The sequence below is a fragment of the Candidatus Woesearchaeota archaeon genome (assembly GCA_021735165.1).
Classification (GTDB): domain Archaea; phylum Nanobdellota; class Nanobdellia; order Woesearchaeales; family 21-14-0-10-32-9; genus JAIPET01.
Genome location: JAIPHP010000005.1, coordinates 1 through 13,858, shown reverse-complemented (window position 1 = coordinate 13,858; position 13,858 = coordinate 1). Strand labels below are relative to the sequence as shown.

At 31.5% G+C, this 13,858-nt stretch carries 16 protein-coding genes and 1 tRNA gene; 8 read left to right on the top strand and 9 right to left on the bottom strand.

The window, feature by feature from the left end:
- The first annotated feature begins 14 nt into the window (after positions 1-14).
- From K9L97_01800 to K9L97_01775, 6 genes are all read left to right on the top strand, one after another.
- On the top strand, positions 15-2,111 hold the full coding sequence (locus K9L97_01800; protein ID MCF7871742.1) for a diphthine--ammonia ligase: 2,097 nt from the start codon (positions 15-17) through the stop codon (positions 2,109-2,111).
- Between the two features lie 151 nt (positions 2,112-2,262).
- Positions 2,263-2,403, top strand: a tRNA-Ser gene (locus K9L97_01795).
- A 193-nt stretch (positions 2,404-2,596) separates the two neighbouring features.
- On the top strand, positions 2,597-3,262 hold the full coding sequence (locus tag K9L97_01790) for a helix-turn-helix domain-containing protein (protein ID MCF7871741.1): 666 nt from the start codon (positions 2,597-2,599) through the stop codon (positions 3,260-3,262).
- A gap of 75 nt (positions 3,263-3,337) precedes the next feature.
- Positions 3,338-4,372, top strand: coding sequence for a polyprenyl synthetase family protein (locus K9L97_01785; protein ID MCF7871740.1), 1,035 nt, complete (start codon positions 3,338-3,340; stop codon positions 4,370-4,372).
- A gap of 289 nt (positions 4,373-4,661) precedes the next feature.
- Complete coding sequence (locus tag K9L97_01780) at positions 4,662-5,030, top strand: hypothetical protein (GenBank protein MCF7871739.1); 369 nt, start codon at positions 4,662-4,664, stop codon at positions 5,028-5,030.
- A 194-nt stretch (positions 5,031-5,224) separates the two neighbouring features.
- Positions 5,225-5,704 carry a hypothetical protein gene (locus K9L97_01775; GenBank protein ID MCF7871738.1) on the top strand — a complete coding sequence of 160 codons (480 nt, stop codon included), beginning with the start codon at positions 5,225-5,227 and terminating at the stop codon, positions 5,702-5,704.
- A 514-nt stretch (positions 5,705-6,218) separates the two neighbouring features.
- On the opposite strand, the gene K9L97_01770 is transcribed toward K9L97_01775, so the two are convergent.
- From K9L97_01770 to K9L97_01760, 3 genes are all read right to left on the bottom strand, one after another.
- Positions 6,219-6,500, bottom strand: coding sequence for a type II toxin-antitoxin system RelE/ParE family toxin (locus tag K9L97_01770; protein ID MCF7871737.1), 282 nt, complete (start codon positions 6,498-6,500; stop codon positions 6,219-6,221).
- Positions 6,501-6,527: 27 nt separating this feature from the next.
- On the bottom strand, positions 6,528-6,746 hold the full coding sequence (locus K9L97_01765) for a hypothetical protein (GenBank protein MCF7871736.1): 219 nt from the start codon (positions 6,744-6,746) through the stop codon (positions 6,528-6,530).
- A 160-nt stretch (positions 6,747-6,906) separates the two neighbouring features.
- Positions 6,907-7,821 carry a hypothetical protein gene (locus tag K9L97_01760; protein MCF7871735.1) on the bottom strand — a complete coding sequence of 305 codons (915 nt, stop codon included), beginning with the start codon at positions 7,819-7,821 and terminating at the stop codon, positions 6,907-6,909.
- Between the two features lie 221 nt (positions 7,822-8,042).
- On the opposite strand from K9L97_01760, the gene K9L97_01755 reads away from it, so the two are divergent.
- Positions 8,043-8,384 carry a hypothetical protein gene (locus K9L97_01755; GenBank protein ID MCF7871734.1) on the top strand — a complete coding sequence of 114 codons (342 nt, stop codon included), beginning with the start codon at positions 8,043-8,045 and terminating at the stop codon, positions 8,382-8,384.
- Between the two features lie 123 nt (positions 8,385-8,507).
- Here the strand turns inward: K9L97_01755 and K9L97_01750 are convergent, their stop codons facing one another.
- The 3 genes from K9L97_01750 to K9L97_01740 form a co-directional block, all read right to left on the bottom strand.
- Positions 8,508-8,816: a nucleoside triphosphate pyrophosphohydrolase gene (locus K9L97_01750; protein ID MCF7871733.1), complete on the bottom strand. Its 309-nt coding sequence runs from the start codon at positions 8,814-8,816 to the stop codon at positions 8,508-8,510.
- 223 nt (positions 8,817-9,039) lie between these two features.
- Positions 9,040-10,308: a hypothetical protein gene (locus K9L97_01745; GenBank protein ID MCF7871732.1), complete on the bottom strand. Its 1,269-nt coding sequence runs from the start codon at positions 10,306-10,308 to the stop codon at positions 9,040-9,042.
- A gap of 172 nt (positions 10,309-10,480) precedes the next feature.
- Complete coding sequence (locus K9L97_01740) at positions 10,481-10,852, bottom strand: NUDIX domain-containing protein (protein ID MCF7871731.1); 372 nt, start codon at positions 10,850-10,852, stop codon at positions 10,481-10,483.
- 183 nt (positions 10,853-11,035) lie between these two features.
- Here K9L97_01740 and K9L97_01735 point away from each other — a divergent pair, with 183 nt between their 5' ends.
- Positions 11,036-11,737 carry a hypothetical protein gene (locus K9L97_01735; protein MCF7871730.1) on the top strand — a complete coding sequence of 234 codons (702 nt, stop codon included), beginning with the start codon at positions 11,036-11,038 and terminating at the stop codon, positions 11,735-11,737.
- Between the two features lie 227 nt (positions 11,738-11,964).
- On the opposite strand, the gene K9L97_01730 is transcribed toward K9L97_01735, so the two are convergent.
- Genes K9L97_01730 through K9L97_01720 form a run of 3 tightly spaced genes read right to left on the bottom strand, consistent with a single transcriptional unit; the run spans position 11,965 to position 13,558 of the window.
- Positions 11,965-12,336 (bottom strand): hypothetical protein, encoded by a 372-nt coding sequence (locus K9L97_01730; GenBank protein ID MCF7871729.1) that lies wholly within the window; start codon positions 12,334-12,336, stop codon positions 11,965-11,967.
- Positions 12,333-12,527 (bottom strand): hypothetical protein, encoded by a 195-nt coding sequence (locus tag K9L97_01725; protein MCF7871728.1) that lies wholly within the window; start codon positions 12,525-12,527, stop codon positions 12,333-12,335. Before K9L97_01725 ends, K9L97_01730 begins: the two co-directional genes overlap by 4 nt.
- Positions 12,524-13,558, bottom strand: a complete 1,035-nt coding sequence (locus tag K9L97_01720; GenBank protein ID MCF7871727.1) for an MFS transporter — start codon at positions 13,556-13,558, stop codon at positions 12,524-12,526. The genes K9L97_01725 and K9L97_01720 overlap by 4 nt, the downstream gene beginning before the upstream one ends.
- Positions 13,559-13,858: the final 300 nt, after the last annotated feature.

Sequence of the window (13,858 nt, the reverse complement as noted above, 5' to 3'; positions counted from 1 at the left end):
CTTTTCTAAATAATATGTGTGGGATAATAGGGTTCTTCAATTTTGAAGATAACGAAAACAAAACGAAAGAAGGAATAAAAATAATAGAATACAGAGGAAAAGACTCTTCAAATACTATTCAAAATCAAAATGGATGTATAGGGCATTGCCTTCATGCAATAATTGACAAAATACCTCAACCCTTAGAAAATGAAAAATTTATCTTTGCAACAAACTGCGAAATATACAACTGGAAAGAATTACAAGAAAAATATGAATTAAAAGGAAAAAACGACGCTGAAGTTCTTTTTAATTTTTTAAAAAATAGTCATGACCTCCACAATTCACTTGAAGAACTCGACGGAGTTTATGCACTCACATTATGGAACAAAGAAATTCAGCACGTATTCCTAGCAAGAGACATAATAGGAGTAAAACCCTTATGGTACTACCATGACCCCGAAGGCAAATTTGCTTTTGCAAGCGAAAGAAAAGCACTACTTTCTCAAGAATTAGACAGAGCATACATAAAAGAACTAAACCCAAGAAAAATACTGATGTACGATATACAAAACAAAGAACTAAAAGAATACGACAGAGAATACTTCAAAGTTTTAGGCAACCCGGAAACACAAGAAGAACAAATAGTACAAAAAACAGAAACACTCATAGAAAAAGCAATACAAAAAAGAATAATAAAAGACAAAAAAATAGGAATACTATTTTCAGGAGGAATAGATTCCACGTACATAGCATACAAACTAAAAAAATTAGGGATTCCATTCACTTGCTATACAGCAGCACTAAAAGAACCTGGACTAAAAAACGCAGAAGACACAGAATGGGCGAAAAAAGCCGCAAAAGAACTAGGATTCGAACTAAAAATAAAAGAAATACCACTTGATGAAGTTCCAGAATATCTAAAAAAAATACTGCCCTTAATAGAGGACAACAACGTAGTAAAAGCAGGAGTTGCATTACCTTTTTTTTTAAGTTCAGAAATGGCAAAAGAAGATGGCGTAAAAATACTATTTTCGGGTCTTGGAAGCGAAGAAATATTTGCAGGATATCAAAGACATGAAAACTCACAAGACATAAATGAAGAATGCTTAGCAGGATTAAGAAAAATCTACGAACGAGATCTATACAGAGACGATGTAATAACAATGAGTCAAACAATAGAACTAAGACTTCCATTCTTAGACAAACAACTGGTAAAATATGCGTTAACAATACCTGAAAACCTAAAATTAAACAGCGAACAAAAAAAGATTATATTAAGAAAAATAGCAAAAAAACAAGGCCTCCCAGAAAAATATGCTGAACGCAAGAAAAAAGCAGCACAATACGGATCTAACTTTGATAAAGCAATACAAAAATTAGCAAATAAAAGTAAAGAAACAAAAGCACAATACCTAAAACAATTTTACAATGAAGGAAACGTAAAACTAGGCGTACTACTAAGCACAGGAAAAGACTCGCTTCTTGCAACACAAATAATGATGGATCAAAACTATGAAATACGATGCTTTATAACAATACAAAGCCAAAATAAAGACTCCTACATGTATCACGGTCCTAACACGCACTTAGCAATAATACAAGCAGAAGCAGCAAATATTCCCATAATACTAAAAGATACTAAAGGAGAAAAAGAAAAAGAACTAAAAGAACTAAAAGAAGCAATAAAAAACTCTATGCAAAAATACAAAATAGAAGGCATAATAACAGGCGCATTATATAGTAACTATCAAAGAAAAAGAATAGAAAACATATGTGAAGAACTCGGAATAAAATGTTTTAGTCCGCTATGGCACATGGATCAAGAAAAAGAAGTTCAACTCCTTATAAATAAAGGATTTGATTTCAGAATAATAAAAATTGCTGCAGAGGGTTTACATGTTGGTTGGCTCGGAGAAAAAATAACACAAAACCACTTGGAACGGCTAAAACTATTAAATAAGAAAAATGGTTTCAACATAGCTGGAGAAGGGGGTGAATATGAATCTCTTGTTCTAGACGCACCTTTCTTCAAAAAAAGAATAGAAATCAAAAAAAGCCAGATAATACAAGAAACAGAAATAGAAGCAACATTATTGGTTCAAGAAGTACAATTCAAAGACAAAACTTAATCTATGGTGTTGCGCAATATAAGAATATTTATGTATTTAAAAAGAATTCCAGAGTTTATGAATTATTCTAAGAGAAATAAAAAAGTAGCGCTAAACAGATGGAAAAGAATCATTAGGTTTATAAATGAAAAATATATTCTTAAAGATTGGTGCCACGATCGCATAATCTGGTATTGCGCAAATTCTTGAAAAAGAAGCGTAGGCCTGGAATAACCTAATATTAGGTTAACAGAAAATAATACCAGCGAGCTTGTTCCTTCGGGAGTTCCCGGTTCAAATCCGGGTCGTGGCGTTTTTATTCTTTATTAATGGAACTCGGATGTGGTGCTCCTTTGGGGCACCTTAGTTTTTAAAATTTATTTCTACTGTTTTCTAATGTTAATAAATTATTTTTTATTAGATTTATTCTTCGTAGGCAACAATATTTACGCCTTTTTTAAAATCAATCGCAAAGTATAAATATCGGATTATTCCTATTATTATATATGTGGCATTTGAAAGCTAGTGTTAAAGAAAAAGAAGGTCCTTTTTGTAAGAGAACAGTTGAATTTGATGTTGAAATTTTTTATTATGCTTTGAATAATTATGTTGAAAACAAGAGAATATTTGTTACAAGTGTTGGGTTAGTTCAGGGAGATAAAAAAGGAGTTGAAAACTTTATGACTTCTCTTCGTAAAGATAAAAAAACTCATTATTTTGAATTTAATGGAAATATGTTTATTTTCATTTACTCTGAACCTATAAAATCTGAAAGAGCTCAAGCAATTAAATTGGCTTATAATCCTAAGTTTATTTATACAAAACCGACTTTTGTGGACAAAAAAGGTTATGAGCACTGGGAAATAAGTTGCCCTGATAGAAAAGAATTTGAAAATGTGATTAGCTTAGCTCATAAATGGGTTGCAGTAGAATTTGAATTACATCATCTTAAAAAACAGAAATTTTCTACGTTAAGAATAATTTCGCCATTAAAAAAGTTAACTGATAAACAACAAGTTGCTCTTGATTTGGCTATTGATAATGGGTATTTTGGTTATCCGAGAAAGATTAAACTTGAAATGTTAGCAAAACTAATGGGAGTTTCTATTTCTACATATCAGTTTCATTTGGCAAAAGCAGAACAAAAAGTTTTTGAAAATCGAAATAAATAATATAGGAATATTCCGATAAAAATATTAAATTATTAAGTTGATTTCCTTTTTGTATCAAATTTAAGGTGATAATAAATGGGCGTATTAGGCGTATTAGGAACTTTAGGATCTCTTGATTTAGAACAGATTAATACTTCAAATAATTTTGAACAATTACCTGACGTGTTTAAAGAATATGGCAAATCAATACTTTCGATTTGTTATAACCCTATTGAATTACGAGAAAAAGGGAAGAATTTAGGGATGATAAACGGATTGACTGAAATATTTGAAGACCAAATAAAGAAGGAAAAAAATTATTCAAACAGACTTGAAGGTTCAGTTCAATTATTGGGCTTAATGTATTGCTCTTTTTTTGAACCTAAAGAAATAAAGACGGATATAAATCATGAGAAAAATTTGAAAGCTTTACAAGGATTAGAACTTGAAACGCTAGTAATAGATCAGGCAATAGATAATCCTGAAAAGTATAATGATTTAGATTTACGATCAACAAATTCAAGAATACTTTATTCTATTGTTACAACTGATTTTTATGAAACAGTAGAAAATTCTAAGTTGTCTAATGATAAAAAATTCAAAATTATAAAAGGATGGAATAACCTATTAGGCGATATCTATGTTGGGCAATCTATCGATTTAATATACACAGGCATTGGTCCGATTTCTGAAAAAGATTATTTGCATATGATTGGAAAGACGACTGCTAATTTTGTTAAATACTCTGCTGAACTTGGTGCAACTTATGCTATGTTAAACGAGGAGCAAACAGTCGCTGCCGAAGAGTTGGGATTTAATTTAGGGATAGCTTTTCAAATAAGAGATGATTGGGAAGATTTCCAAAAAGATATTGAAGAAGGAAAAAGCAGAGCTTTTATGACAAAAGAAGCATTGACTTGGTTACCAGAAAATTACAGAAAATTTGTAACTGAAAATCATTCGAGAAGAAAAGAAGAGATTATTGAAATTATTAAGGATTCAGGAATTCCAGTATATGTAAAGGATTTGAATAATGAGCATGTTGAGAAAGCTAAAGAATTAATAAGTGGTATTCACGACTTCAGTATAAAGAATAGGCTAGAAGAACTAACAAATATTATTAAAATTTAGTATATAAGAATTACTGCCTATTGAGCCGCAATGTCGTTTTATTAGGATATGATTTATTTCTTTTTGTATTTAACAACATTAGAATTTTTGGTTTTAACCTCTGTGGGGGTGAGCCCCGAATTGAATTTAATCCTTGTTAAGTCCCCTGACGACTGAAAGGAGGAGAGCACAGCAGGGTAAAATCTGAAGGATTTTGAGTTCAGAATTCGGGCTCCATCTTAAAAACTAGCAACTAATTAGTAGTAACAATACGAAAACTTTATATGTGGTCGAGTAAACATAATAGTATATGAAAAGAAATATGCTCGCAACTATGGATGGGTTAGAAATAGATGAAGGAATAAGAGGGCTAGTTGGTCAACTATGGAAACATTGTTATAGAACAACAAATAGTTGCGAGGGTCATGATTCAGAAGCATATATTATGTTTACTGGCGGCGATGGTTGGCTTGAGGAAAACGCTCAAAAATATGGTTTAAGCAAAGTTGAAAATAGGGATTGTTGCGATAGAGAATTTCAAGATGAAGTTCTTAAATATGGATTAGATCCAAAGGATTTTGTAGATAGAAGAAAAACTTGCGGTTGCGGAGCAGGAGTAAATGGAAATTCTGTTTACAGAGGAAGATTGATACAAAATCCGTTTAAGCCCGAATTCTGAATTAGACATAATTACTGTTGTATTCTCCGTAGGGCTGAAATTTAGTGCAACGATGCCGAGGCAAAATTTCAGAGTTGTGAGAGGGAACGTTTTAATGTTTTTGAGAGGGTACTTCTGGATGGCAGGTTCTATGTAGTCTCTCCTAAGTGGTGAACAATAGAAAGATTTAAATACTCGCAGCATATAACGGATGTATGACAATCAAAAAAACACTTAGTGGAATTGCTTTGGTAGTGGCTTTAGCTTTAGGGGTAGTTGGATGTGACAAAACCGAAATTCCAAAAAATACTACCTATGAAATGTATGGAAGGTCTGCCGATCATTTGGAACAAGAGATTAGAAAAATAGCTGTATATCAAGGATTCAACGATGGCAGATACGGAGTAAGTTACAAAACATTTACAGATATTGCTGGAATCAAAAGAGAATTATCTGAAGATGCAAACGATTTAGGTGTCTGGGTAGAAGTAATCCCAAAAACAAGACCATACGCTTCACTTCAGCAAGGGATAATGAGAGAATCTGAAGATGAAAAAGGACGCGTAAGATTTGATATTCCTTACAAAACAGCTTTAGAAATTAATGGTAAATTAGCAAAGTATAGGGATGAAAAACTTGGAATTGAACGTTTAGATCCCGATTTTTGGAAAGGAATTCCGCCTGGAGATTATTAGAACAGATTCTTCCGCGTTGGGGCGGATGGTTGGGGGTTAGAAGTGCCTTCTTACTATTTTTGTATTTTAGTGCCGTCTTGCAATTACGTCTACCACTTGTTATGTCTGTCGAAACTTGTTTCGACCAAGAGTTAGTGCAATGGTCGGCGAAGTCGAAACCTGCAGAGTTTTATTGCGCGCTAGCGAAGGGGGTTTAATACAAATAAATGCTTTGCATTTATTGTACACAAAAGCTTTGCTTTTGTCGTACTCCGAACTGCACAAAAATGTTCGTTCATTTTTGTTGTGTTAGAAACTTTGTTTCTGTGCATTTAGGGCGGAGATACACGAAGAAATCATTTTTGATTTCTGTGTGCAAGAAACTTTTAGTTTCTTAGCAGACTCGGAGCAGCGATTTTCATTATTTTAGGCCCATTATGCTCAAAAATAAAATATTTTTGGCACGGAAAAATGATTTGCATTTTTTGTGCAAGAAAAATAAGATTTTTCTTTGCATCCTAAAAATCAAAGAGTTTTATGATTTGTAAATATTTTTTCTATGTCCTATCTCAACAACAATAATTAAAAGTTTACCTGCTTTAATGTCAAGAATTACTCTATAGTCTCCAACTCGTAATCTAAAATATGGGGAAGAAATTAATTTTTTAACATGAGCATGTGGTCTGATTCTACATCTTTCTAATGTAGAAATAATTCTTTTAGAATCTTCTTTATTTAGCTTATTTAGAACTTTCTTTGATTCGGCTGTAAAAAAAATATCAAACACTAAAAAATCACCTCGTGATTTTTTGTGCACCAAAAATTTTCAATTTTTAAGTGCATTTTATATTCCTAATTCCTTTTTAACATCTTCAAGAGAATAAATTCTTCCTGCTTTTATATCTTCTTCAGCTAGTTTGATTCTTTTTTTTGTTTCTTCAGATAATTCCATGGAATCCTCTAAAGCATCCCATATCACTTCTTCGTAGGATTCTTTGTCATACATCTTTCTCTCTTTTAATTTGGAGAGTAATTCTTGACTTACCGATATTGTTGTTGCCATAATAACTATATAAGTGACCATATATATAAATATTTTGCTTTTTTAGGGCTTAAAATAAAATTAGACATAATTGCTGTTATTTGTCCTGGTGAGTGAAAGGAGGAGAGCGCAGCGTGGTCGAGTGACTGAAAGGAGCGAAGAAGTCGGGCGGAGGCGGGCGTTACTTCATTATCTCTTTCTTCAAGACTTCAATATTTTCACTTATGTTTTTGGAGTTAGAAAGCACCCATGAACCAACAGCAAAACCCACATATTTGTGATGTTTCTTATCGGCTTCTTTCAATAAATTCTTTATTCTGCTTGGGTTGATGCCACCACTAATAATTAATCTTGTGGAATTAGCACCGCTGATTTGTTTTGATGCAGCTTCTAAAGCAAGTTTCAGATTAAATTTTTCATCAAAAGCAGGATCTGGAACAATAACCAAAGAAGCACCTGCAAGTCTTGAAAAAATAATATGGGAATACCATGAAACTTGCGGTGATAAAACTGCGCAATGACTGGCAGTTACAGATTTTTCACTTATGTCTTGAAGAAGTTTCCAACCATCAACCCAAGGAACAATCATAGAAAAATCACTGACTATTTTCTGTGGCTCAACGATTTTTTGAAGATAAGAAACATTACCCGCTAATTTTAAAATTTCTTCTGCTTCTTTTTTGGAGTATTCGCTGGCATCATCATCTTTTACAAAATCAACTTTCTTTTTTTGTGATGCTTCGATAAGCTGCTTTGCTATTGTTGATTTGAATGATAATGAAGGTTTAATAATAATACCAAGCAAAGCGCGTTCAATATTAAATTTTCCAGAGGTTTTAGAGACAATCTTATCCGTATGGAGAACATCTATTTTTTCCAAAACACAATTTGGACTATATCGAAGCATTCCTGTAGATACAGTCACTAATTGTGAAAGAGTATTTGTTTCAATTTCTACAGAAAGTTGATTTTGTTCAAATGTGGGTTTTGCGTCAACTTCTTTATAGAATATTCCACCACCAAAAACATAAGGCAATACTTTATCCTCGAACGATTTTCTATCTTTAACAAAATATTGAAGTCTTGCTCTTATCATAATAAGCATTGAATTGAAAGAGATTAATAAAGGTTTTCAAAAGCCCGCCGTAGCCCGATTGCACATAATTCCTGTTATGTCTCCCGACGACTGAAAGGAGGAGAGCGCAGCGGGGCAAAATTCAAAGGATTTTGAGTTCAGAATTCGGGCGCATTCAATATTAACTTAAGAGTAGTAAAAAAACCGAAAGATTTATAAGGAACCAATTAATTGCTATAATCATGGAATTGAATATCTTATCAATAAATAATAAAGCAGTAATACCCTATGAAGTTGTTCCGTTACTTGCGGGAGCTTATGTTGGGTATAATAATGCTCAAGGAGTAGATGTTGGCACAACTGAGCAAATTGCAACTTATGCTCCAACTACTTTTGCTACAACTATAACTCCTATCGCTATGCTAACAGCCAGACATTTTGGAAAAAGGCATGTTCCAAGTCTTGAAGAATCACTTTCTAATGAAGTTGTAGTAAAAGAGACAGGGAAAAATACTTTGAAATCTGGAGTAGCGACTGCTGTAGGATACGGGATTGGATATTTAATTGGTTCTATGAATAAGTGAAATCTTTCGGTTTCTATATTTAACACTTTTAGCCCGAATTCTGAATTAGACATAAGCCCTGTTATACGAGGGTGAGGAGCGATAGCAACGAAAGCGCAGCGTCCCCTTGAGTTGCAAACCAGCCTACTCTTTTGTTTCATCAAGAATTATTTTATCTTTAAATCCGCCTCGTTTTTCAGCTTTATCAATTCGGAGCTGTTCCAATTTATCTTTATTAAAATTATATAAATCACATAATGCATAAATTACTTCAAGAATATCGGCAAGTTCTTCTTCATTATTATCTTCTAAAAATTCATCAACTTCTTCTTGAAGTTTAGCTTTTAATTTTTGCTGATATTCTTCATCAGATGCAATATGTGTAATTGGAACTGCTCCCTTACTTCTGATTATTTCAGGGATTTTATCTCTGATAAGTTTATTGTATTTCATAATAATTAGTTAAGAGGCGGATTTTATAATTCTTTTGGCTGGTTTGCAATTTCGTATAATTCTTGTTATGTCTCCCGACGACTGAAAGGAGGAAAGCGCAGCGGGGTCGAGTACCGCAGACGAAGTCGAGGAACGGAGAAGTTAAATTATCACCAATAGATTCCGAGCCAAAGGCGAGACAAATTGTCCGAAGGACTAGGGAGTCCTAATAAAATATAAACTATCAAAATTTTACAATCAACTTTAGTAAATTAAAAAAAGGATGTGAAAAAAATTTATTATAATGTTTCATCAAAACTTTTGAATCTTCATGAAGTTCTTTTTTTGCAATTTTAAAAGCATATTTCTTATTAATTTCCCCCCATGCTTGAGACATTTCTCTTTTATTAGATGGACCAGTTATTTCTTTTTTAGAATCCTTTCTATAAATCACATGATTGATAGATAACCATAAAGAAATAAATCTAACTCCTAAAAAATCTTCAGGATTTGAATCTAATAAAGAAGGTAAAAAAAGTTTTGGGAAAATCATATCTAAATCTGTCAAATCGCCTAAAATAAATGCCATATTCCATGAAGTGTAAAGACTAGCCCATTCTTGACTTACTTCAACAGTTGGAAATAAATTATTGCTGTCAAAAACAGAAGTATAAAAAGAAGATTTGTTATTTTCAGGATAAATATTTTTATTTTTGAAAATTGTTTTTGGACAAATACTTACTAAATCTTCCGAGAGTTCATGTGCAGAAATAGAGTTTACTTTCAATCCATTTTTGTATTCTGTGATTCCTGCTTCATAAATATTAATTCCTACTAATTCAAGAATATGTGCTGCATGTTTTTCATGATTTTTTGAAAGTAATTTATATTCAACATAGTTAAGTTCTTTGTTTTTGAACATATTTTTTAATTCCTTTTTTGAAATTCGAGATTTATCTAAACCTCTCAAAATTTTGGAATATATCATCAATGGGTCAAGTGAAAAAGATTTAGCTATTTTAAAATAATCTCTAGACATTTTTAGTGCATTAAAAAAGGTAGAAATTGGATGAATTGTATCTAAACCTAATTTTTTTTCTTGAGTTCTGTAATGGTTATGTATCTCCATAAAGAAATCATGATTATTACACATAGCAGAAGTTAATTTTTCCAAAATGTATAAGACATTAACTGAATATATTACATGTTCTGATTTTTTAAACCAATTATTCTTCAAACATAAATCTGCAAATTCAATAATTGCAGGGTGTTTTTGTTCTAAAGAAGAAGCTATATTTTGAAAAATAGGAGTTAAACTTTGAGGTTTATCAAGTACATTTCTAAAGAATAGGTTCATTGGCTCAAAATTAGTTTGAAACTCATCAAGTCTCATTTCTTGTAAAATTTGAGCAATTAATTCAGGATTTGTTTTCATCTCCATAGACAAACCTAAAGCAGTTAATGACCTATCAAAGTTTTCCTCAGTTTTTGATTTTGAAATAGTTTCTTGCATTTAGAATATATTTCAACTTATTAGTTTATAACATTTACTCATTTTTTATTAGGACTCCCTTTTTTGTTTCTTTTTTCTAAAAAGAAAATAGTGATAATTTAATTGTGTATAATCGCTGTTATACGTTTTTTCTGCAAGAAAAAATGCCGAAGGCACAGTTGAATATTTGCACTTATTCAAAGAACAATTTTACGGACGGATGTAATTCAAAATCTTTCATTTCTTCTTTAGATATCCATTTGAAATCAGAATGGTCAGGACTTAAAGTTAATTCTCCAGAAAGTACTTTTGGAGTAAAATAATGAAATAATAAGTCATGTTTTTCATCATGATATTCTTCCGTTCTGATTTCATTTCCAGGTTCTATATCAAATGAAGTTTCTTCTTTTGTCTCTCTGATGACTGCTTGAGTTGGAGTTTCACCAGGATCATGTTTGCCTCCTGCAAAATACCACATGTCAGGATAACTTTTAGAATGTGAAGCTCTTTTCAAAAGAAGAAACTTTCCATCTTTTTGAATTACAGATTTTGAGATTTCAATCATATAATTAGTAAAATTGTTACAATATAAAAGTTTTGTGCAAATATTCAATTGCGTATAATCCTTGTTATAATCCCCGTTAGGGCTGAATTTTAGTGCAACGTTCCCGAAGGGAAAAATTCAGAGTTCGAGAGCCCGAGCGTTTCAGCAATATTTATAAAGTTTTGATTAACTCTTAATATTATCATGAAATTTAAAATTGATAGCAAAATTTTTGAACAGTTTCCAGATTTGAATATCGGTATCGTGACAGCTAAAGGAATTGATAATAAAGGGAACAATGAAGATATTCTTAATTTAATCAAGGAAAAGGTTCAAGAAATAAAAGCAAATTTCAATACAGAAACATTATCACAGAACCCAAAAATAGATGCTTGGCGAAAAGCATATTCTTCATTTGGAGCCAAGCCAAAAAAATATAAGTGTTCTGTGGAAAATTTATACAGAATGATTTTGGAGGGAATAGAACTCCGCCACATTAACAAAGTTGTAGATATCTACAATTATATTTCAATAAAAAATATAATTCCTGTTGGCGGAGATGACACCGACAAAATCGATGGAAATATCACATTGAAATTTGCTCAAGGAGATGAACCTTTTACTGAGCTCAATTCCGAAGAAACAAAGAATCCTAAAGAAGGAGAAGTTGTTTATGTTGATGATAAGGAAGTCCTATGTAGAAGATGGAATTGGAGAGAATGCGACAAGTCAAAAATGACGGAAGAAACAAAAAATGTCGCTTTAGTTGTTGAAGGACTTCCGCCAACTTCGAGAGAAGATGTAGAAAAAATAATTGAGGAATTGAGTGAATTAGTTCAAAAATTTTGCGGTGGAGACATCAAAACTTTTATTCTGAATAATTCTAATTCTGAAGAAGATATTTAGCTCGGGCTCTCGAATTGATTATAATCCTTGTTAAACTCCCCCGAACGAAGTGAGAGCGCAGCGTGGGTCGAGGATTTCAAAGAAATCCGAAGAAGTCGAATTTTCACTTATATAATTTCGAGCGTAGCGAGTGTAATTGTCCGAAGGACTAAAGAGTTGGGGGCGTTCTATCAAGTACGAAGTACCATAAAGAACAAGAATAAAGTGTAAGAAAACTTGTAATCATACTAAATCCATAATGGTGTAAAGAGTAGTAATCCTAAACCATAAGAAAATAAATTTATTATACTTGAAAGGATAAGAAATTTGCTAAATTCTTTTTTGTAAATTATGTATAGTATGGTTGCTTCAATAAATATTATTAATATTTCTAAAATCATTTCTAATATAAATAATGTTCTTGTAGGATCTAAAATTGAAGAAATTACATTAAATGCTGGATTTGTTGCTATGTTTATTGCAATAACAGAAAGCCAGAAATAATGAAAATTATATTTTTTAAATGTCAATTGAATGACTTTCCAGATACCTAATTCAATTCCTATTGTTAGTATTAACGGAATAATAATGGATTGAAATATTAAAATGAATGAATTCATTGTTTATTCTTAATTTTTCTAATAATCCATCTTATTAAAAATACTGCTCCAACTATAAATCCACCAATTAATGCTAAACCTACAATTGGTATGATGTATATTTCTGGACCTGCTTTAATGTCTGCTGCAACAAAAGGCGTTGTAGCCATAATTCCTAAAATTAATCCCATTCCTATTTTGTAATTTTTCATGTTTTCATCTCCTCATATTTTTTCAATCCTAAATATAGACTTCCTATGTTTATAAATATCACTATTGCTGTAAATATTTGTCCAATAACTAAATAATTCTTTAAACTTAGGAATAATAAATATCCTATAACTAATGATAATGTTGTTAGTCCAAATGCGAAACCTTTGTAATTTGGAATTGCTTCTGCAAGCGCTGTTAATGTGATTGGCATAACTAGGTTAAAACAAAAAGCTCCAATAAACACAATTATTGGTATAGATTGAAAAAAGACTAATAATGGTGCTGCTACAATTAAACCAACCATACCTACTTTCATGAACCCATATTTATCTGCTAAAAAACCTCCAAAAAATTTACCAGAAGCTATTGCAGTAGTTAATATTAGACCTAAAATGAATAAAGATTTCCATTCTAAATTTAGAGAATAACCTATTAATGCACGCATACAAACTGAAACTAAAAGGAGCAATAAAACAATACTAATTAGGTTAATCTTTTTCTCTTTGAATTTGGGTGTTTTTGGAAGAGGTATTTTGTAGATTAATGTAATGAGTGCTATACTTAGGATTATTCCAATAGCTAAAAATATCCATGATTGAATTTGAAAATAACCTAATAACCCTCCAAGAAATAAACCTAAAGCACCAGGTGCTACATAGATTCCAGGATATTTTGCTTTTGAAGGTTCTAAATTTAGCGCAACAACTCCGCCACCTACATGATAAATTGCATTTCCGATTCCTAATAGAATTGTAGTGATAATAGGATTAAAAAAGAAAACCAATCCAATAGTTGAAACTAATAATCCAGAAATTGCCCCTATTTTTGGTTTTTTATAATGGTCAATAAGGAATCCAAAAAAAGGTTGTGTTCCAAAAGCAATTATATTATATATTACGACCAAACTTGCAATTGATGTAACATTATTTGTATTTTGAAATATTATTAATGATAAAACAAACGAACAAATAAAATCAACATAGAAATGACCTATACTATATGTTGTAATAATTGATAGATTGTTTTTCATTATATATTTTATTTAAAGCATATTGTATATAAAGTTTTCTTACACTTCAACTTGAATGATAATTTTCGAGCGTAGTGAGTGTATATGTCTGGAAGACTAGCCCCCAACTCTTTTTTTGGTTCTTTTTCTAAAAGAACATAAAGTGAAAATTCGATTGAGTTTAATCGCTGTTAAGGTATCCGAATGAAATGAGGACAAGAAATAGTGCAACGATTTTTCACGAAGTGAAAAAATTTCGCAGAGTAAAAATTGATTTTTTGGGTGGGAGAATTAATAACGAAATGTTTTTTCAAATCAAAT